This is a genomic window from Streptomyces sp. NPDC127068 (genome assembly GCF_042724695.1).
In the GTDB taxonomy this organism is placed as follows: Bacteria; Actinomycetota; Actinomycetes; order Streptomycetales; family Streptomycetaceae; genus Streptomyces.
The window spans coordinates 11,743-30,999 of sequence record NZ_JBHXEN010000048.1 but is presented as its reverse complement, the minus strand read 5'-3'; the positions used below and the strand labels follow the sequence as shown (position 1 = coordinate 30,999).

The 19,257-nt window shown below is 74.0% G+C and carries 20 protein-coding genes; 9 read left to right on the top strand and 11 right to left on the bottom strand.

The window, feature by feature from the left end; translation table 11 throughout:
* Window positions 1–6: 6 nt before the first annotated feature.
* The 4 genes from ACFWIA_RS26430 to ACFWIA_RS26415 all read left to right on the top strand — a co-directional run bounded on the left by ACFWIA_RS26430 (window position 7) and on the right by ACFWIA_RS26415 (window position 3,023).
* Window positions 7–627: a roadblock/LC7 domain-containing protein gene (locus tag ACFWIA_RS26430; RefSeq protein ID WP_387009280.1), complete on the top strand. Its 621-nt coding sequence runs from the start codon at window positions 7–9 to the stop codon at window positions 625–627.
* On the top strand, window positions 624–1,058 hold the full coding sequence (locus ACFWIA_RS26425; protein WP_387009206.1) for a DUF742 domain-containing protein: 435 nt from the start codon (window positions 624–626) through the stop codon (window positions 1,056–1,058). The genes ACFWIA_RS26430 and ACFWIA_RS26425 overlap by 4 nt, the downstream gene beginning before the upstream one ends.
* Window positions 1,039–1,686, top strand: a complete 648-nt coding sequence (locus ACFWIA_RS26420) for an ATP/GTP-binding protein (RefSeq protein WP_387009204.1) — start codon at window positions 1,039–1,041, stop codon at window positions 1,684–1,686. The genes ACFWIA_RS26425 and ACFWIA_RS26420 overlap by 20 nt, the downstream gene beginning before the upstream one ends.
* An 80-nt stretch (window positions 1,687–1,766) precedes the next feature.
* Complete coding sequence (locus tag ACFWIA_RS26415) at window positions 1,767–3,023, top strand: styrene monooxygenase/indole monooxygenase family protein (RefSeq protein ID WP_387009202.1); 1,257 nt, start codon at window positions 1,767–1,769, stop codon at window positions 3,021–3,023.
* An 18-nt stretch (window positions 3,024–3,041) separates the two neighbouring features.
* On the opposite strand, the gene ACFWIA_RS26410 is transcribed toward ACFWIA_RS26415, so the two are convergent.
* Window positions 3,042–4,199: an NlpC/P60 family protein gene (locus ACFWIA_RS26410; RefSeq protein WP_387009200.1), complete on the bottom strand. Its 1,158-nt coding sequence runs from the start codon at window positions 4,197–4,199 to the stop codon at window positions 3,042–3,044.
* A gap of 103 nt (window positions 4,200–4,302) precedes the next feature.
* Entirely contained in the window at window positions 4,303–4,590 is a 288-nt protein-coding gene (locus tag ACFWIA_RS26405; RefSeq protein WP_387009198.1) for a hypothetical protein, read from the bottom strand.
* Between the two features lie 230 nt (window positions 4,591–4,820).
* On the opposite strand from ACFWIA_RS26405, the gene ACFWIA_RS26400 reads away from it, so the two are divergent.
* Together ACFWIA_RS26400 and ACFWIA_RS26395 are read left to right on the top strand one after the other, a co-directional pair.
* On the top strand, window positions 4,821–5,744 hold the full coding sequence (locus tag ACFWIA_RS26400) for an ADP-ribosylglycohydrolase family protein (RefSeq protein WP_387009197.1): 924 nt from the start codon (window positions 4,821–4,823) through the stop codon (window positions 5,742–5,744).
* Window positions 5,745–5,844: 100 nt separating this feature from the next.
* Window positions 5,845–6,459, top strand: coding sequence for a Uma2 family endonuclease (locus ACFWIA_RS26395; protein ID WP_387009195.1), 615 nt, complete (start codon window positions 5,845–5,847; stop codon window positions 6,457–6,459).
* On the opposite strand, the gene ACFWIA_RS26390 is transcribed toward ACFWIA_RS26395, so the two are convergent.
* From ACFWIA_RS26390 to ACFWIA_RS26370, 5 genes are all read right to left on the bottom strand, one after another.
* On the bottom strand, window positions 6,456–7,934 hold the full coding sequence (locus ACFWIA_RS26390; protein WP_387009278.1) for a penicillin-binding transpeptidase domain-containing protein: 1,479 nt from the start codon (window positions 7,932–7,934) through the stop codon (window positions 6,456–6,458). The genes ACFWIA_RS26395 and ACFWIA_RS26390 overlap by 4 nt on opposite strands.
* A 44-nt stretch (window positions 7,935–7,978) precedes the next feature.
* Window positions 7,979–9,337 carry an FtsW/RodA/SpoVE family cell cycle protein gene (locus tag ACFWIA_RS26385; RefSeq protein WP_387009193.1) on the bottom strand — a complete coding sequence of 453 codons (1,359 nt, stop codon included), beginning with the start codon at window positions 9,335–9,337 and terminating at the stop codon, window positions 7,979–7,981.
* Between the two features lie 49 nt (window positions 9,338–9,386).
* Complete coding sequence (locus ACFWIA_RS26380) at window positions 9,387–9,746, bottom strand: SH3 domain-containing protein (protein ID WP_387009192.1); 360 nt, start codon at window positions 9,744–9,746, stop codon at window positions 9,387–9,389.
* Window positions 9,747–9,856: 110 nt separating this feature from the next.
* A complete protein-coding gene (locus ACFWIA_RS26375; RefSeq protein WP_387009276.1) occupies window positions 9,857–11,032 on the bottom strand; it encodes an ATP-binding protein in 1,176 nt (391 codons plus the stop codon).
* A gap of 107 nt (window positions 11,033–11,139) precedes the next feature.
* Window positions 11,140–11,883, bottom strand: a complete 744-nt coding sequence (locus ACFWIA_RS26370; RefSeq protein ID WP_387009190.1) for a hypothetical protein — start codon at window positions 11,881–11,883, stop codon at window positions 11,140–11,142.
* A gap of 314 nt (window positions 11,884–12,197) precedes the next feature.
* Here ACFWIA_RS26370 and ACFWIA_RS26365 point away from each other — a divergent pair, with 314 nt between their 5' ends.
* Window positions 12,198–13,001 (top strand): nuclease-related domain-containing protein, encoded by an 804-nt coding sequence (locus tag ACFWIA_RS26365; RefSeq protein WP_387009188.1) that lies wholly within the window; start codon window positions 12,198–12,200, stop codon window positions 12,999–13,001.
* 31 nt (window positions 13,002–13,032) lie between these two features.
* Here ACFWIA_RS26365 and ligD read toward each other — a convergent pair whose 3' ends face one another.
* Window positions 13,033–13,920 carry a non-homologous end-joining DNA ligase gene (ligD, locus tag ACFWIA_RS26360; RefSeq protein ID WP_387009186.1) on the bottom strand — a complete coding sequence of 296 codons (888 nt, stop codon included), beginning with the start codon at window positions 13,918–13,920 and terminating at the stop codon, window positions 13,033–13,035.
* A gap of 73 nt (window positions 13,921–13,993) precedes the next feature.
* Here ligD and ACFWIA_RS26355 point away from each other — a divergent pair, with 73 nt between their 5' ends.
* Window positions 13,994–15,001: a Ku protein gene (locus tag ACFWIA_RS26355; RefSeq protein WP_387009184.1), complete on the top strand. Its 1,008-nt coding sequence runs from the start codon at window positions 13,994–13,996 to the stop codon at window positions 14,999–15,001.
* A gap of 20 nt (window positions 15,002–15,021) precedes the next feature.
* On the opposite strand, the gene ACFWIA_RS26350 is transcribed toward ACFWIA_RS26355, so the two are convergent.
* Together ACFWIA_RS26350 and ACFWIA_RS26345 are read right to left on the bottom strand one after the other, a co-directional pair.
* Window positions 15,022–15,585, bottom strand: a complete 564-nt coding sequence (locus tag ACFWIA_RS26350; RefSeq protein ID WP_387009182.1) for a TetR/AcrR family transcriptional regulator — start codon at window positions 15,583–15,585, stop codon at window positions 15,022–15,024.
* A 9-nt stretch (window positions 15,586–15,594) separates the two neighbouring features.
* The gene (locus ACFWIA_RS26345) at window positions 15,595–16,050 is read right to left on the bottom strand and encodes an SgcJ/EcaC family oxidoreductase (RefSeq protein ID WP_387009181.1); all 456 of its coding nucleotides are present in this window, start codon (window positions 16,048–16,050) and stop codon (window positions 15,595–15,597) included.
* Window positions 16,051–16,167: 117 nt separating this feature from the next.
* Between ACFWIA_RS26345 and ACFWIA_RS26340 the strand changes: the two genes are divergently transcribed.
* The gene (locus tag ACFWIA_RS26340; protein WP_387009180.1) at window positions 16,168–17,901 is read left to right on the top strand and encodes a glycosyltransferase; all 1,734 of its coding nucleotides are present in this window, start codon (window positions 16,168–16,170) and stop codon (window positions 17,899–17,901) included.
* On the opposite strand, the gene ACFWIA_RS26335 is transcribed toward ACFWIA_RS26340, so the two are convergent.
* Window positions 17,860–19,107 carry a hypothetical protein gene (locus ACFWIA_RS26335; protein WP_387009178.1) on the bottom strand — a complete coding sequence of 416 codons (1,248 nt, stop codon included), beginning with the start codon at window positions 19,105–19,107 and terminating at the stop codon, window positions 17,860–17,862. The two genes, ACFWIA_RS26340 and ACFWIA_RS26335, sit on opposite strands and share 42 nt — an antisense overlap.
* Between the last annotated feature and the right edge of the window lie 150 nt (window positions 19,108–19,257).

The window sequence follows — 19,257 nt, the reverse complement described above, 5'->3', positions numbered from 1 at the left end:
CCCGGTATCGGTACGCCGTCCCAGACCGCCCGCGAGGGTGCCCGGACGGAAGGCGCCGCAGGTGCGTTCGGACTGAGCCGTGAGGCCCGGAACCTGCACTGGCTGTTGGCGAACCTGGTGGAGGAGGTGCCCGGTCTGCTGTCGGTGGCGGTCGTTTCGTCGGACGGCCTGCTGTTGCTCTCCTCCGACCCGGGCAGAGCCGAGGAGGCCGCGGCGGCCGACCGGCCGCAGGGCCCCCGCGGATCGTCCGCGGACCTCGCCACCATCGTCTCCGGACTCGGGAGCCTAACCCTCGGCGCCGCCAAGCTGATGGACGGCGGCGGGGTGAAGCAGACCATGGTCGCCATGAGCGAGGGCAGTCTGTTCGTCATGTCCATCAGCGACGGTTCGCTGCTGGGGGTGCACGCCACCCCGGACTGCGACATGAGCGTCGTCGCCTACCACATGGCCCTGTTCGTGGGCCGCGCCGGACACGTCCTGACCCCGGAACTCCGCAGCGAGCTGCGCCAGTCGGTCGAGGCGCTGTCCCCGGACCCGGAGGCCGAGTCGGTCGAGGAGACGCCGGAGGTGCCCCGGCCACGGGGACCCCAGGAGTCGGGGTCCCGGACCGTGGGGAGCGCGCAGTGACCGCATCCGGTCCTTCGGCCGCCGCGGACGGCGCGCCCGCCGGCAAGCTGCCGGTGCGCGGCGGCGACAAGCGGCCGGCACGGGTGCGCCCCTACTCGCTCACCGGCGGGCGGACCCGCTTCGGGCACGTCCTGCTGGTCGAGACGTTCGTCGCGGCCCTGGAAGCACCCGAGGAGCGGCGCGAACTGCCGGGCGGCTCGCTCGCGACACGGGTGATGCCCGAGATGCGGGCCATCGTGGAACTGTGCCGCCGGATGCGGACGGTGGCCGAGATCGCCGCGCTGCTGAAGATGCCGCTCGGCGTGGTCCGCGTCCTGCTCAGCGATCTGGCGGACCAGGGCAAGATCCGTGTGTACGGAACCGGTCACGGCCCGGGACAGCCGGACCGCGCGCTGCTGGAAAGGGTGCTCAGTGGACTCCGTCGTCTCTGAACCGCTGCCGTCCACCGTCCCGGACGTCGACGTCGACACCGACGGGGAGTCCCTGCGGGCGTGGCAGAAGGACCGCACCCGGGCCCCGATCGCCACGAAGATCGTCATAGCCGGTGGGTTCGGCGTCGGCAAGACCACCCTCGTCAAGGCCGTCTCGGAGATCGAACCCCTCCAGACGGAGGCGCTGATGACCGAGGCCAGCGTCGAGACCGACGACCTGTCGGCGACCCCGGACAAGAAGACCACCACGGTCGCCATGGACTACGGCCGCATCACCCTGGCCGACGACCTCGTCCTCTACCTGTTCGGCACGCCCGGACAACAGCGGTTCTGGTTCATGTGGGACGACCTGGTGCGCGGGGCGATCGGCGCGGTCGTCCTCGCTGACACGCGTCGCCTCGCCGACTGCTTCCCCGCGCTCGACTACTTCGAGAGCTGCGGGCTCCCGTACGTCGTGGCCGTCAACCACTTCGACGGCAGCGAGCGGTTCGAGGAGGAGGACGTGCGCGACGCGCTGACCGTCCCCGCACACGTACCGATCCTGATCATGGACGCGCGCCGACGGATATCCGCCGTCGAGACGTTGTTGGCCGTGGTCCGCCAGGCCCTGGAGTTCAGCCCCGCCTAGCCGCCGGCGGCGGGCGCGGGCGACCCCCGCTCCGCCCCCGGACGTTCAGTGGTCCAGAGGTTCAACAGGAGAACACCCGTATGCGGAGAATACTCATAGTCGGAGCCGGCCAGTCCGGTCTCCAACTCGCCCTCGGCCTCCAGTCGCAGGGGTACGAGGTCACCCTCATGTCCAACCGCACGGCCGACGAGATCCGTACCGGTCGCGTCATGTCGACGCAGTGCATGTTCCACACCGCGCTCCAGCACGAGCGCGACCTCCAGATCAACTTCTGGGAGTCCCAGGCCCCGCAGATCAAGGGCCTCGGCGTCTCCGTCGCCGGACCGCCGCCCGAGACCGACGTCGACGGCCCGCGGCCCCGCGTCATCGACTGGGTCGGCGCCCTCGACGGGTACGCCCAGTCCGTCGACCAGCGGGTCAAGATGGCCGGCTGGATGGACACCTTCGCCCAGCGCGGCGGACAGGTCGTCATCCACGGCGCCGCCGTCTCCGACCTCGACTACTTCGCCCGCACCTACGACCTCGTACTCGTGTCAGCGGGCAAGGGCGAACTCGTTTCGATGTTCGAGCGGGACCCCTCGCGTTCCCCCTACGGCGAGCCCCAGCGGGCGCTGTCCGTCGCCTACGTGCACGGCCTCGGGCCCCGCCCCGAGCATCCCGACTACGACGCGGTGCGCTGCAACCTGGTGCCCGGGGTCGGCGAACTGTTCGTGATGCCGACGCTCACCACCTCGGGCCGGGCGGACATCCTCTTCTGGGAGGGCGTGCCCGGCGGCCCGCTCGACGTGTTCCGGGGCGTGCGGGACCCCGCGGAGCACCTGGCGCTCACCCTGGAGCTGATGGAACGCTTCACCCCCTGGGAGTACGCGCGCGCCACCGAGGTGGAACTGACGGACGCCGGCGCCACCCTGGCCGGACGGTACGCCCCGACGGTCCGCCACCCCGTGGGACGGCTGCCCGGCGGGGGCGCCGTGCTCGGCGTCGCGGACGTGGTCGTCGCCAACGACCCGATCACCGGCCAGGGCTCCAACTCGGCGTCCAAGTGCGCCGCGGCCTACCTCGACGCGATCGTGTCCCACGGGGACGCCGCGTTCGACGAGACGTGGATGCAGGCCACCTTCGACCGGTACTGGGAGACGGCGCAGCACGTCACCCGGTGGACCAACACGATGCTGGCGCCGCCGCCGGAGCACGTGTTGAACCTGATCGGCGCGGCGGGCGGACTCCAGCCGGTGGCCGACCGGTTCGCCAACGGGTTCAACGACCCGGCCGACTTCGAGGGCTTCTTCTACGACCCGGACAAGGCGAACGCCTACCTCGCGGAGGTCGGTGCCTGACCTCCCGGTCCGGACGCCTCAGGGCCCGGGCGGGGTGCTCGCCCCGTACCCGGTGTCCGAGCCGTCGCGCGCGCCCTCGGGCAGCTCCGGGGGCGCGTAGGAGGCCAGCGGCTCGGCGGCCGGGTCCGGACGGACCGCGCCGAGCACCGGGTTCGCCGCCACGGGGGAGACCTTCACCCGGGCGCCCGGCCGGGGCGCGTGCACCACCTGGCCGTCACCGAGGTAGAGCGCGACATGGGTGGCTCCGGGGAAGTACACCACCAGGTCGCCCGGGCGCAGTTCGTCCAGCGCGACGCGCCGCAGCTGACGCCACTGCTCCTGGCTGGTCCGCGGCACCGTGGCGCCCGCCGCCTCCCAGGCCCGCGAGGTGAGCCCCGAGCAGTCGAAGGACGCGGGCCCCTCGGCACCCCACTCGTACGGCTTGCCGAGTTGCGCCACCGCGAACCGTACGGCCGCCGCTCCGCCCGCGGTGGGCGTCCGCGCGGCCGGGGAGCCGCCCAGTGCGCCCGAGGCGAGGAAGTCGCTCTGCGCCTCGGCGGTCGTCGCCGCCTCCAGGCGCCCCAGTGCGGCGAGTTGCGCGGCCGTGAGGGAGGCGAGCAGTTCCTCGACCTCGTCGAGCCGTCCCTCGACCTCGTCCCGGGCGTCCTCCCGGCGGTCGGCGAGGGTCTGCTGTTCGTCCAGGGCGGCCCGGGCCCGACCGGCGAGGACCGCGGCCGTGCGCTCGTCGGCGGTGAGTTCGTCGACCGCCGCCACCCAGTGCCGGGCGGCCCGGCCCAGGACGCGCTTCTCGGCGAGCAGCCGGTCCGGGTCACGGGCCGTCAGCAGTCGTAGGTACGGGGAGAGCGAGCCGCTGGCGCGGTACTGGCTGCGGGCCAGCCGCCCGGCGGTGCCGCGGCTCGCGTGGAGTTCGCCGCGGGCCCGCGCCAGCCGGGCCTGGACGGTGTCGACCTCGTGGCGGCGCCGTGCCAGCTGCTCCTCGGTGGCGTTGAAGCGGTCGGTGGCCTCGCCGGCCTCGCGGTACAGCCGCTGAAGGTCCGTCAGCAGTGCGGAGACCGGACGGTCCGGCGGGGCGGGCGCCGCGTCCGCGGTCACCGGGGCGGACAGGGCCGCCACCACGAGCGCGGCCACCGCCGCCCGGGTCGCCCGGTGTGGCCGGCGTGTCGAAACGTCTGACATGGCGTCACCTCCACCCGCGGGGCGCCCCGTGCGGCCCGCAGGGGGAGCCTGGGGGGCGGGTCGCCGGACCGCGCGCCGGGGTGGGCGAAACGGAGCAGCGCCGTCACCCGGAGTCGGTACCCGGCCCCCGTCGCGGCTTGCTCCACGGCCAGCGCGGGCCCACCGGTCCGCCCTCGGGGTCGTACTCGTACTTCCAGCCGCGGTGGAGCACCAGCCGACGGCCGGCCTGGACGGACACCCGGCGGTAGACGAGGACGGTCCCGGGCTCGCCGTCCGGGCCCGGGACGGGCACCTGGTAGACCTTCGGGGGATGACCGGTCGGCCCCACCAGCACCGGGATGACCCGGCCGTCCAGGGGGCCGCCGACGAACAGGGTGTCTTCGCTGCGCACGTCAGGCAGTGTCGCACCCGGTGCGTCCGGGCCGGTGGACCGGACCCCGGCCGGGGCGCCCGGCGGGGTCCGGCAGCGGCGCCCGGGCCTCACCACCCGTGACCGTCCGACCACCGGGGACGGACATGACGCCCAGGGAAAGGGAATCCGACGGCCAGGTGTCGGCAAGGCTTACGGAAAGCCGGGCAAAGGAGCGGGTCAGCACGGTGATCAGCTGACACCATGACGCCATGAACGAAGCCCTGGCCCCCGCGGACCGCCGCGCCGCCGCACACGACAGCATCGACGCGCTCGCCCTGGGCGATGCCTTCGGCGAGCGTTGGTTCCCGCTGTTCCGGGAGCGGGAGCAGGCCGTGTCGGAGATCCGTAGCCGCCGCATGCCGCGCGAGAAGGAGTGGCGCTGGACCGATGACACCGCGATGGCCCTCGCGGTGCTGCGCTGCCTCGAACAGCACGGCGAGATCGACCCGGTGGCGCTGGCCGCCGCCTTCGGCCGGGCCCACGCGGCGGACCCCGGTCGCGGGTACGGGGCCGGGATGCACGAACTGCTGCCCCGGCACGTCGAGCGGCCTGAGGCGTGGCGCGAGTCGGCCGGTGCGCTCTTCGACGGTCAGGGCAGCCTCGGCAACGGTGCGGCGATGCGGGTCGCGCCGCTCGGTGCCTGGTTCTCGGACGACCTCGAACGCGTCGCCGCGCAGGCCGAACTGTCGGCGCGGGTCACCCACGCCCACCCGGAGGGCGTCGCGGGCGCGGTGGCGGTCGCGGTCGCCGCGGCGCTCGCGGCCCGGGCCCGGCTCAGCGTCGCCGCGGTCGCCGAGGCCACTCCGCCGGGCGCGGTGCGGGACGGTCTGCTCGCGGCCGACCGGCTGTCCTTCGCCACCGAGCCGTGGCGGGCGGCCGACGCGCTGGGCAGCGGGCAGCGGGTCCGGGCCGACGACACGGTCCCGTTCGCCGTGTGGACCGCCGCCCGCCACCCCGACGACCTGGTCGCCGCGCTCTGGGCCACGGCGGAGGGCCTGGGGGACGTCGACACCACGTGTGCGATCACCGCGGGCATCGTCGGCGCCCGCACCGGCACGGCCAGCGTGTCGGAAGCCTGGCTGAAACGCCGGGAGGCCCTGCCGGGCTGGCTCACGGACGTCACGACGCCCTGACCGGGGCCGAGCCGGAGGATTCACCCGATTGGCTGATCTCCCCCGGTATCCGCTGGGTACGCTTGCCCCATCAGGCAGACTCCGACCCATGGGAGCGATCATGAGCGCTGAACGCGACTACGGGGTGGACGAGGGGTATCAGTGGCCACGCCCGCCGGTCGGTGGTTGGACGGCGGACGACCTCGACGAGCTTCCGAATCTTCCTCCGCACACGGAGCTGATCGACGGGAGCCTCGTCTTCGTGAGTCCGCAGACCCGATTCCACGTCCGCATGGTGCGGTTGTTGGAGAACGAGTTGATCGCTCAGGCGCCACCTCACCTGGAGGCGATCCGGGAAATGACCACGGTGTTGGACGAGACGAACCGGCCCGAGCCGGACGTCATCGTGGTACCCGTGGACGCGGACACGGGGCCGGCACAGACCTGGTTCAAGCCGGAGGACATCCTCCTCGCCGTAGAGGTGGTGTCCAGGGATTCAGTGGAGCGTGACCGGGAGGTCAAGCCCCGCAAGTACGCGGGGGCGGGCATCGCGCACTACTGGCGGGTGGAGGAGAACGACGGGCTGCCCGTCGTCTACGTCTACGAGCTGGACCCGGCGACCAGCACGTACGCCCTCACCGGCATCCACCACGACAAGCTGAACCTCACGGTCCCGTTCCCGGTCGACATCGACCTCACGACCCTCCACCCGCGCCGCCCGGACGACTCCGGCTAGTCGCCGCCCTCCGCGGCCCGGGCGGCCAGCACCGACCGCATCACGTCCCGGGCGATCGGCGCCGCGTCGCCGCCGCCGCTGATCTCGCCGCGCACCGCCGAGGCGTCCTCCACGACCACCGCGACCGCGACCGCCGGCTGCGGAGCGCCATCGGCCTGGGCCCAGGAGATGAACCAGGCGTACGGGACGCCCGTGTTGCCGACGCCGTGCTGGGCGGTGCCCGTCTTGCCGCCGACCGTCGCCCCGGGGATCGCCGCCCGGGCCCCCGTGCCCTCCTCGACGACCCCCGTCATCAGCTCCCGCAACTGCGCCGCGGTGCGGGGGTCCATCGCCTGCCGGGAGGTGCGGGGCGGGGCCGTGCGCACCGGGGTGCCGTCGTCGGTGGTGGTCCGCTCGACCAGGTACGGGGACCGCACGGTGCCGCCGCCCGCGACCGCCGCCGCGACCATCGCCATCTGGAGCGGAGTCGCGCGGGTGTCGAACTGGCCGACAGACGACAGCGCGAGCTGCGCCCGGTCCATGTGGCGGTCGAAGGTGCTGGGCGCCACCGCGAACGGGATGCGCAGCCCCGGTTCGTTGAAGCCGAAGTCCCGGGCCGCGCCCGCCATCCCGGTCAGCCCCACCCGGGTGCCGAGCTTCGCGAACACCGTGTTGCAGGACCAGGTGAACGCGTAGCGCAAGGTGGCGTCCGCGCAGCCGTCGACCTCGTTGCTCAGGGTCGTCGTGGTGCCCGGCAGCCGGTACGGGTCGGGGGAGTCCGTCGGCTCGTCCAGGTCGCCCACCGCGCCGGACTCCAGGGCCGCCGCCGCGGTGACCACCTTGAAGGCGGAGCCCGGCGGGTAGGTCTGCCGGACCGCGCGGTTGAGCATCGGTTGCTCCGGGGACGCGTTGAGCCGGCGCCACGCCTGCTCGACCGCCCGGCCGGTGCCGGAGAGCACGCCCGGGTCGTACGAGGGCGACGACACCAGGGCGAGCACGCGGCCCGTCGACGGGTCCAGGGCGGCGACCGCGCCCTTGCGCCCCGCCAGCCCCGCGTACGCGGCCCGTTGCGCGGAGCCGTCGAGCGTCGTGACGACCCGGCCGCCCCGGCTGCGCGAACGGGTCAGTTCGTGCCAGAGCGGAAGCGGTGCCAGCATCGGGTCGGTGCCCGACAGGAGCGGGTCCTCCGCGGCCTCCAGGAAGCTCGTCCCGTACACCTGGGAGGAGAAGCCCGTCACCGGTGCCCACAGGGGGCCGTCCCGGTAGACGCGTTCGTAGCGCAGGTGTTCGTGGGTGTCCTCGGAGCCGGTGACGGGCCGTCCGTCCACCACGATCTCGCCGCGGGGCTCGGCGTAGCGGTCGATGGCGCCGCGGCGGTTGGCCGGGTCCTCGTTCAGCGCGCCCGCCTGGACCAGTTGGACGCGGGCCGCGTTCGCCAGCAGGGCGGCGAGCAGCACCAGGCAGACGAGGGCCGTGTGACGGGTGCAGCGATCCATGGTGCGCGGGGTGCGCCCGGTGCGCGGTGGTCGTCGGGTCGCCGTCACCGGGGTGGCTCCTGCGGGTCGGGGCGGCGGGCGGAGTCGCTGAGCCGGATCAGCAGGGCGACGATGATCCAGTTGGTCACCACGGAGGAACCGCCCTGGGCGAGGAACGGCATCACCATGCCGGTGAGCGGGATCAGTCCGGTCACGCCGCCCGCGATCACGAAGGACTGGAGCGCCACGATCGAGGCGAGGCCCACCGCGAGCAGCTGACCGAACGGGTCCCGCAGGGCGAGTCCGGTCCTGAACCCCCGCTCCACCAGCAGCGCGTACAGCAGGAACAGGGCCGAGAGGCCGGCGAGCCCCAGCTCCTCGCCGGCGGTGGCGAGGATGAAGTCCGACTTCGCGGCGAAACCGATCAGGATCGAGTCGCCGAGCCCGAGGCCGGTGCCCAGGAGCCCACCGGCGGCGAAGGCGAACAGCGACTGGGCGAGTTGGTTGGGGCCCCGGCCCGCTTCGATCGAGGCGAAGGGGTGCAGCCAGTCCTGGACGCGGGTGTGCACGTGCGGTTCCAGCCAGCCGACCGCCGTCGCGCCCGCCGCGGCGAGCAGCAGCCCGACCGCGATCCAGCCGGTCCGGCCGGTGGCCACGTACAGCAGGATCACGAACAGGAAGAAGAACAGCAGGGAGGTGCCGAGGTCGCGTTCGAGGACCAGCACCAGGACGCTCAGCGCCCAGACGGCGACGATCGGTCCCAGCACCCGGCCGGTCGGCAGGGTGAGCCGCCACAGCCGGCGTCCGGTGTACGCGAGGGCGTGCCGGTTGGCGGCGAGGTAGCTGGCGAAGAACAGGGCCAGCAGGACCTTCGCGAACTCGCCGGGCTGGATGGAGAAGCCGCCGGCCCTGATCCAGATGCGGGCGCCGTTCACGGCCGGGAAGAAGATCGGGACGACCATCAGGACCAGGGCGGCGGTCATCGAGAGGTAGGCGTAGCGCCGCAGGGCGCGGTGGTCGCGCAGGGCCAGGACGACCAGGGTGAACAGTCCGATGCCGAGGGCCGACCACACCAGCTGGGCGGGGGCCGCGCGGTCGCCGGGGGTCTCCAGGTCCAGCCGGTAGATGAGGACCAGGCCGATGCCGTTGAGGAGCACCGCGATCGGCAGCAGCAGCGGGTCCGCGTGCCGGGCGCGCAGCCGGACCGCGCCGTGGGCGAGCAGGGCGAGCGCCCCCAGTCCGGCGCCGTAGCCGGCGACGCCGGGCGGTACGGCACCGGTCCTGCCGAGCCCCGCGGCGCAGTAGCCGAGGAGGACCAGCAGGACCGCGGGGACCAGGAGGGCGAGTTCGGTGCCGCGCCCCCCGGGGCGGCGGGCGGCGGGCGCCCGGCCGGTGGGCGGGGCCTGCGCTGCCGTTCCGGTCATGCCGGGAACGTAGCAAGTCGCGTGGGAGATGTCCCGTTATGTGAAGTATTCAGCAGTAGTGCGGCACTTTTCCGATGTTGTCGATGTAGTGGGCCGCGCCCCAGGCCCAGGTGCCGTCCGTGAGGAGGTACCAGAGGGGGTTGCCCTCCACGCGTTCGCCGCGGGTCTTGCAGTAGATGCTGACGATCGCGCCGTAGCGCTCCTTGCGCAGGACGCGGCTGCCCCGGGTGGGGGAGTCGCGCAGCAGCAGTCCGCCGTGGGCGACGACCCGGCCCTTGTAGTGCTGGTGGTGGTCCTGGTCGTTCCCGGCGGGGGTGACCGGTGCGGCGGTGGCGGGGGTGACCGCGGCGGCGAGGGCGAGGGCGGTCGCGGCGGTGGCTATCGCCGCGGTGCGCAGGCGTGGGCTCATGAGGGCTCCTGGGCTGGGAGGGTGGGGGGTTCGTGCCGGTTTCACCCTAGGAGCGGGGGTGGGGGCCCGCGCGCTGCGTACGGCCATCGGGTGGGCCCCCGTGGTGGGCGTCAGCCGCCCGGCAGGGTCAGGGTCGCCACCGCGCCGCCCTCGGGCGGCGGGGCGTTGGTGAAGGTCAGCCGGGCCTCCAACGCCGTCGCCTGGCCGAGGGCGATGGTGAGCCCCAGCCCGTGGCCCTTGGAGCCGCCGTCGGTGCGGAACCGCTGCGGCCCGTGCTGGACCAGGTAGTCGGGGAAGCCGTCGCCGTGGTCCCGGACGGTGATCTCCGGGCCGTCGACCGTGACCGTCACGGGCCCCCGGCCGTGGGTCACCGCGTTCGCCACCAGGTTGCCGAGCACCCGTTCCAGCCGGCGGCGGTCCGTCTCCACGCACAGGTCACGGACGATCACCGGCTGCGCGCCGGCGGCCCGGGCGACCCGCTCGGCCAGCGGGCCGAGCCGGTGCTCGTCGAGGTCCGGCCGCTCACCGCCCGACTCCAGCCGGGAGATCTCCAACAGGTCCTCGGTCAGGGTCCGCAACGCCGCCACCCGGTCCCGCACCAACTCGGTGGGGCGTCCCGGCGGGAGCAGTTCGGCCGCCGCGTGCAGTCCGGTCAGCGGGGTCCGCAGCTCGTGCGCCACGTCCGCCGTGAAGCGTCGTTCGCTCTCCAGCTTGCCCTGGAGCGAGGACGCCATGGAGTCCAGCGCGGAAGCGACGGCCGCCACCTCGTCCTGCGCCCGGCGCGGGTCCTTCGTCCTGGGGTCGTTGACGCGTGCGTCGAGGTCCCCGGCGCTGATCCGCCGCGCCACCCGGGCGGTCGCGTGCAGCCGTCGGGTCACCCGGGTCACCGCGAACGCCCCGACCAGCAGGGTCGCCCCGATCGCCAGGGCGGAGGAACCGAGGATCGCCCGGTCGAGACCGGCGATCGTGCGCACGCCCTGCGAGTAGTCGACGGCCACCGCGATGACCCGGTCGTCGTCCGCGGGGCCCGCCGCCCACATGGTGGGCCGCGGCGAACGGTCGCCGACCATCGTGCCGCGCTCCCCGTCCAGCGCCAGCCGCCGCAGCGAACGCGGCAGGTCCGGCGGGTCCACCGCGGCACCGGGACCGAGCGTGTCACCGTCCTCGAACGCCCGGGTCGCGTCGGTGAGCCGGGTCAGTGCGCGCTCCCGGGCCTGGCCGACCGTCTGGTGGGTCACCGACGTGTGCACCAGCACGCCCAACAGGGCGGCGAGGGCGCAGCACATCACCGCGATGAACGCCCCCGCCTTCCAGGGCAGGGACGCCGTCCACGAGCGCAGCCGCCGCAGCGGTCCGCGTCCGGTCCGGCGCCCGGTCCGGGGCGGCGACGCGGTCACGGGGCGCTCCCGGACGGTGCTGCGGTGGCCCGGGGGCGGGCCACGGGGGACTTCGCCGCTCCGTCCACCCGCAGGAACTCGTCCTTGGTCGGCAGCATCGCCCGCTGGTGCCGGTCCCACGACCAGACGGTCCGGTACTCGTAACCCGGGATGCCGGACACCGCCCGGAGCACCAGGTCCCGTCCCGCTATCTCCACCCCGGTCATCGCGTCGGACGTGGACATGACTTGGATCAGCTTCCCCTCGTCCTGGGTGAGGACCCGGATCGCCAACTGGCCGTTCAGGAGCCGGATGCCGATGATCGCTTCCTCGCGGCCGTCGCCCGTCAGATCCCGGTACTGCGTCTTCAGCACCGGGCAGCCCGCGGTCCCGGCCGCGCCGCGACCGCACCGCGCGATCCGCTCGGCGGTCTCCTCGTCCAGGGCGAGCGGACCGGTGAAGGTGTCCGGGTGTTCGGTGGCCTGCGCCTTGAGGAAGGCGACCGGGTCGAGCCGCCGGAGGTCGCCGCCCGGCACCGTGACGTCCTCCACGGTCTCGGTCGCGGCCTCCCCGTAGTCGTACGCGGGGGCCGAGGCAGGGGGGAGATCCGGCCACAGCTCGGCCGGGGCCACGGCGGTCGGCGTGGGGCCCGCGCTCCTCAGATCACCGGGGTTCCCGCACCCGGCCAGCAGCAGTCCGGCCAGTCCCAGGGCACCGGCCAGCCGGGCCGCGCGGGGCCGGGGGGCTGGGCGGTGGAACACGGTGCGCACTCCTGCGGACGTACGGGGACTCACTCCTTCAGCCGGCAACGGTACGGGACCCGCTCCCGAACCCCCTAAGCGAGGACATTCCTCCCACCCCGATCGCCTGGTTCCTCCCCTCCCCCCTCCCCTGCCCGCCCGCACCACGGCCCCCCGTGCGCACCCGAGTCACCCGTCCGGGGCCCGCACTCCCCCCGGTGCGGGGTGGGCGGACCGTTGCACGCCCCCGACCTGGCCGGTTCCCGCGGCCCCGGGCGGCCGTTCCTTGCGGGCCCCGACGCCCACCTGTTCCCATGGGGCACGGGGGTGATCCCATGACGGGACTGCGCGTCGTGCCCGCCCGGCGACACGGCCGGGAGCTGCTCCACGTCACCCTGCCGGACGGCCGGACCCTCGCCTGGTACGACCACGAGAACGCCCGGGTGACCGTACTGAGCACCCCCGACACGGACGCGGTGCTCACCGCGCTGAACCCGTACCTCAGCGGACGCGTCACGATCGGCCCGCCGCCCGTCCCCACCACCGCCGACCTGGCGAGGCTCGCCCTGCACCCGGACGACGACCTCGCCCCGAACCGGCCCGGCGAGGCCCTGCGCATCGCCCTGGAACGCGACCCGGACCCGCCCCGCCGACTGCGTGCGGACCGGCGCCGCGCGGCCCTCGCCGCCGAGGAGTCCACGGGCGCCGCACTGGAAGCGCTGGAACCCGGCGGCTGGCGCGTCCTGCACTCGGTGCCGCTGCCCGGCGGGGACCGCATCCCCCACCTGGCGATCGGCCCCGCGGGACCCTTCGTGGTGTGGGCGGTGCCGGCCCGGGGGCGCCGGGTGCGCATCGCCGACCCCGAGGTGACGGTGGGCAGGTCGGCGCCCCGCCCGCTGCTGAGCACCGTCCGTGCGCTCGCCGAGCGCGCCGCGCACGCGCTGACCGCGCACGTCACCCCCGTCCTGGCGCCCTGCGGGGCCTCGGCCGTCACCGGGGCGCCGACCGGCCGGGGCGTACGGGTGCTGCGGGACGGGGAACTGGCCGTGCTGGCCCGGGAGGCCGGCGTCCTGAAGCCGACGGAGGTGGCGGCCCTGTACGCGGCGGCCCGCGACCGGACCCTGTGGCGTCACCTCTGACCCGGGTCCGGCCTCGGTCTTGACCCGGTTCCTATCCCGGGGGGAGTTCGCCGGCCCGCGCCGGGTCGTACAGCGGTTCCAGCAGGTCCCCGTACCGCTCCAGCCGCCCGGCGATGTCGTCGGCCCGTACGCGCAGTTGCCCCGGAGCGCGGCACGCCTCGGTCTCCGCCCAGGTCAGCGGTGCCGACACGGTCGGCTCCGGCTGGGCGCGCACCGTGTACGGGGCGGCCGTGGTCTTGGCGGCGGCGTTCTGGCTGAAGTCCACGAAGACCTTGCCGGGCCGCAGGCTCCGCGTCATCCGATGGGTGACCAGGGCGGGCAGGGCGCGCTCGGCGGCCAGCGCGAGGCGCTTCGCGTACGCGCTGACCTCGTCGGACGGCGTCGGACGCAGGGCCACGAGCAGATGCAGCCCCTTCGCCCCGGAGGTCTTCACGAAGGCGTCGAGCCCGTCGGCGGCCAGCCGTTCCCGCAGCCACCGGGCGACCGTGCAGCACTCCACGACGGTCGCGGGCGGCCCCGGGTCGAGATCGAGGACCAGCCGGTCCGCGCGGGCGTACGCGCCGTCCCGCCACTGCGGGGTGTGGAACTCGGTCACCAGGTTCGCCGCCCACATCAGCGAGGCGAGGTCCTGGACGACCACCTGCCGCTGGGCGCCGTCCGAATGGGGGACCTCGGCGGTGCGCACCCACGCGGGGGTGCCCGGCGGCACGTTCTTGCTGACGAACCGCTGGCCACCCGGCCCGTCCGGATACCGCAGGAACGACACCGGACGGTCCCTGAGCTGGGCGAGCACCGGCCCCGCGGTGGTGGCGTAGTAGTGCAGGAGCCGTCCCTTGGTGAAGCCGGTCTCCGGGTACAGCACCTTGTCGAGGTTGCTCAGCGACAGCCGCCGCCCCTCCACCTCCGTGATCGGCGTCATACGATGAGACTGCCATGAATCGCTGGATACCGGACATGGCGGATGGCCCTCGGCCCTGCGGAAGGCGGCGGACGTGCGCTCGATCTGGAACGGCTCCCTCGCCTTCGGACTGGTCAGCATCCCCGTCAAGCTGATGAGCGCCACCGAGAACCGCGCGGTGTCCTTCCGGCAGATCCACACCGCGGACGGCGGTCGCGTCCGCTACCGCAAGGTGTGCGAACTGGAGGACGAGGAGGTCGCCGCCGCCGACACCGTCCGCGGCTACGAGATGCCGGACGGCACCGTCGTCACCGTCACCGACGAGGACCTCGCGTCCCTGCCGCTGCGCACCACCAAGACCATCGAGGTCGTGGCGGTGCTGCCGGCCGACCGGATCGACCCCCTCCAGATGGACGCCGCGTACTACCTGGCGGTGAACGGGACGGACGCGGCGAAGCCGTACGTGCTGCTGCGCGAGGCCCTCCGGCGGACCGGGAACGTCGCCCTGACGAAGTTCGCCCTGCGGGGCCGCGAGCGGTTGGCGATGCTCCGGGTCGTGGGCGAGGTGCTGTGCCTGCACGCGCTGCTGTGGCCCGACGAGATCCGCTCCACCGACCACGTCGCGCCCGAGGGCCGGGTCACCGTCAAGGACGCCGAACTCGACCTCGCGGACGCCCTGATGGACACGCTGGGCGAGATCGACCCGGACTCCGTCCACGACGAGTACCGCACCGCGCTGGACGAGCTGATCACCGCGAAGCTCGCCGGCGAAGTCCCCGCGCCGAGCCGGCCGCAGGAGCCGGCGGGAGCGGACGTCATCGATCTCGCGGCGATCCTGGAACGCTCCGTCGAGGCGGCCCGGAAGAAGCCCGGGGGCACGCCCCGCAAGGCGTCCGCGAAGAAGTCGACCGGCCCGGCAGCGAAGAAGACCGCCCGTCCGGCCCCGAAGAAGACGGCCAAGAAGACGGCCAAGAAGACGGCCAAGAAGGCGGCCAAGAAGGCGGTGGCGAAGACCGCTGCGAAGGCGAAGAAGGGGACGGCGGCGAAGACCGCTGCGGCGACCGCCAAGAAGTCCGCCGCGCCCCGCAAGCGCAGCGCGTAGGTCGTCCGCCGCGGGACCGACTAGCCCGCGGAGTCGGGCTGCGCCGCGGGGAGCAGGGCCGCGGCGATGGTGCGGGCCCGGTGCGCGGCGCGGGCGTCGCGTTCGCGTTGTGCCGTCACTATCGCACCGTCGATCAACAGCAGGAACTGGTCGGCGAGTTCGGCGGGACGGGGGGAGCCCGCGGTGGTGAGCAGTCCGGTCAGGTAGCGGACCACGTCGTCCTTGTGGGCGGCGGCGACCCGGTGCGCGGCGCTCTCCGGGTCCGCGCTCTCGATGATCGTGTTGATCGCCGCGCACCCCCGGTAGTCGTCCCGTTCGAAGCGGTCCGCCAGCGCGTCGAAGACGGCCAGCGGGTGGCCGCCGCGGGCCGCGACGTCCTGGGCGAGCGAGTCGAGGAAGCGGACGCCGTACCCCTGGACCATGGCGACGACCAGTTCGTCCTTGCCCGCGAAGTGCCGGTAGAAGGAGGCCCGCCCCACGCCGGAGGCGGACAGGAGTCGCTCGACTCCGACCGCGCGGATGCCCTCCGCGTAGAACAACTCTTCGGCGGCGGCCAGGAGGCGGGCGCGTGCGTGCGTCGGCATGCCCCGACTCTAGCCCCGCCGGTCTGCCAGGACGGGGCCGGCCGCCCCGCCCGGGCCGAGCCCGTTCTCCCGCGTGTTGTGGGCCGCGCGGATCAGCCACTCGCCGGTCCGCTGCTTCACCAGGACCAGGGTGACCAGCCCCCGCCGGTCCTCAGGCCCGTCCGCGGACGGCAGGCGCAGGCCCGGCCAGGTCCAGACCGTGTGCACGAGGGCGACGTCCGGGGTGATGCCCCGGATGCTGACGACCTCCTGCGCGTAGTTCTCCTTCTGCGCGAGGATGACCTCGGGGACGTCCTGGTGCCCCACCACGTTCTGCTGCCGCGAGGTCCACCGGATGCCGCGGTGGGTGATGAAGTCCGATTCCTCGGTGAAGAGTTCGCCCCATTCCTCCATCCTGTGCTGGATCCAGAGCTCGGTGTACTCGGCAAGCAGCCTTCTGACGTCCCGCTCGTCCGTCTCGTCCATGCAGGCAGTCTCGAACCTCAACTCCGGTTGACGTCAAGGGCCTACGCCCCGGGCCGTAGCCTCATGGGTTCGAGCGGACCCCGTGACCGATGCCGACCTCCCAGGAGAACCGCCCCGATGCCTGCGACCCCCTGCCCGCCGTTCACTCCGCAGCGCCTGTGGGCCTGGCGGGCCGGGCTGTTCCTGGCCGCCGTCGCCGTACTGCAACAGCTGGCCGTCGCCGCCGGCGCCGGCGGCTGGTTGCCGGGCTGGCAGCCCTGGCCGTTCCTGCTGCTCGCCGGGCCCCTGCTGTGGTGGGGCAGCCGACCGTTACGCCGGCTGCCCGCCGATCCGGCGGACCCGGGGCCCTGCGGTGCTCCACGGGTTCCGTCGGGCGCCCTGCTCGCGGGGCTGCTGGTCCTCACCGCGGGCGCGTGGGCGGTGCTCCAGGACCACGAATCCCTGATCGGCCACGAGGAGTCCGTCTACGGGAACCGGGCGCGTTCCTGGTCGGGCGCCGGCACGCCCGCCGCCGGCTGGGGTCCCTACCGGCCACCGGTGCTCCCGCTCCTCGGCAGCCTCGCCCTGCGCGTCCACCAGGACGTGGGGGCCCTCCGGGTCGTCGGACTGCTGCTGGCCCTGGCGACCGTCACGGTGACGTACCTGGTCGTCGCGCACTGGACCTCTCCCCGACAGTCGGCGCTCGTGGTGCTCCTGCTGCTGGGCGGGCTCGGCTTCCTGCGCAGGTTGCCCCAGTTCCTCACCGACATAGGGGCGACGGGGCTGCTCCTCGTGGTCGTGTGGATACTCGTCCGGGTCCAGGAGAAGCCCGGCTCGCGTGCCCTCTGGGCGCTGCCGCCGGTCGTGCTGGCGGCCTTCTACCTGCGCTACGGGGTGGTGGGCAACCTGCTCGCCATCGCCCTGGGCGCCCTGTTCGCCTACGGTCCGCGCGCCTGGGCGGCGCAGGGCCGTCGGCTCGCACCCGTCGGTGCGCTCGTCCTGCTCGGCGCCGTGCCGCACCTCGTCCAGGCCGTCCGGCTCACCGGCTCCCCCCTGGGGCTGCTCACCTGGGCCACCGAGCAGGCGGAGCGGGCGTTCATCGGTGACGGCCTGCTGTACTACCTCGCCATCCTCCCGTACCGGCTGGCCGGTGACCTCGGCGGTCTCTTCCTGATCGTCGGCCTGGTCGGACTGGCCGCTGCCGTGCGCCGGACCAGGGGCGGCGCTCCCGCCGACCGCGACCGGCGGACCGTGTTCCTGGGCTCCGCGTCCCTCCTGACGTTCGTGGTGCTGGGCTTGGCCACCGACGGCGAACCCCGGTTCGTCTACCTGCCGGTGGTGCTGCTCACCGTGCTGGGCGTGCAGACCGTCAGGGGCGCCCTCGCGGCCCGGGCCGTGCCCGTGCTGACGGCCACCGCCGGCATGGCGGTCCTCACCCTGCTCGGCACGGTGCACGTGGTGGCCCACGGAGCCATGCCCGGGCCGATGGACCAGCACCGTTCCACCGTGCCGGTGGCGCGTGCGCTGGCCGCCGGGCCGGGCGAACGGTGTCTGCTGGTCACCGGGTACGAGCCGGAGAACGGCTGGTACTCGCGGTGCGACGCCGTCACCTACGGGCAGTACCGGCGACTGGACCCGGACCCCGGCACCCGGGTGAGCTTCATACGCTTCACCCGGGGCCGGGAGCAGCCGACCGCCGAGGGGGTGCGCCGCCTGGCCGGCGACCACCCGGTCCGCACCCGGCGCATACCCACCGGGGGCTCGCTGGGCACGGCCACCGTCGTCACCCTGGTCGTACCCGGGGCATCCGGGGCATCCGGGGCATCCGGATCAGCGGGGCGCCCTGCCGAAGACGCGGACCACCTCCGGTAGGGCGCTGCGCACACTGCCGTTGTGGTCGCCCAGCACCTCCTCGACCTCGTGCTCGACGCCGTTCGCGGTCAACTGCTCCGCGCAGTGCTCCGCGTGGGTGAAGGCGACGTCCGCGTCGGTGGGGGAGTGGAAGATGCGCACGGGCACGTCGGGGCGCCAGTCGCAGGTGGTGTCCAGGGCCCGCAGCTGCTGTCGCAGTTCCCCGGTGGGGTGTCGGACCCGGTCCAGGAACTCCGGGGTGAACAGCTCCCTCGACGTCGCCGGGAGCGCGGCGGCCACCTCCGACGACCGGTGGTGGCCGTCGAACAAGGTCTCCACCACCGTGTCGTACGGGGCGCGGAACACCTCGCTCGGCGTGCCGTACAGCCCGTACATCCGCTGCCACGCGGTGGCGAAGTAGGCGAGGTAGAGCGAGGAGCGGACGACCCGGTCGTCCGCGGCGGCGGCCTCGAAGCCGCTGAGGTCGAACGGCCCGCCCACGGGTGCCAGCGCGCCGGGCCGGAAGTAGCGGTCGGCGCCCCGGTGCAGGGCCCGGCCGAGCATCATCGTGGCCGGACCGCCCTGCGAGAAACCGCTGATGAGGACCCTGCGTTCCAGGTCACGGCCGTCCCGTCGGACGAAGGCCCGGGTCGCCCGGAGCGCGTCCACCGCGGCGCTGACGGTCCCCTCGGGATGTCCGTACGGGTGGAAGCCGGGGCCCTCGCCCAGGCCCAGGTAGTCCGGCGCGGACACCGCGTGGCCCGCCCCGGCGAAGAGGAAGGCGGCGGCCCGGTCGGTGGACCGTTCGTTCATCGAGGCCACGTCCCCGCGGAACACGGTGGTGCCGTGCAACCAGGACACCACGCGCAGGTCGCGCACGCCGTTGGCGGGGACCACGACCAGCTGACTGGCGGTGGTGGGCCGGCCCGTGATGTCGATCGTGCGGTACACGATCCGATGGGCCCGCACTCCGTGGCGGACCCGGTCGGCCTCGATGTTCGCCTGCGCCAGGTGCGCCCTGACCCGGTCGGCGTCCCACTGCGCCACCGGCGTCGCCGAGACCACCGAACCGCGTCCGGTGTGTGGGGGATGCCCGGCCGCGGCGGCGGCAGCAGGTGCGGTGGCGGGGGAGACGGCGTGCGCGGTGCCGCCGAGTAAGGACACGGCGCAGGCCAGGGCGAGCGTACTGGTGACGAGCGGTCTTCCGCGGAGCCGTTGGGAGATCATGACGGGAACACTGTCAGTCCCGGTGCCCGCCCCGCAGTGCGGTGCGCCCGCCTATCCACCAGGGGGTTTTCCCCAGGCCCCGGCGGGGGTTGGGCCCGGCAACGGGGGACGCAGAGGGGCGCCGGAGCCCCCATGGGCCAAGGGGGGCTC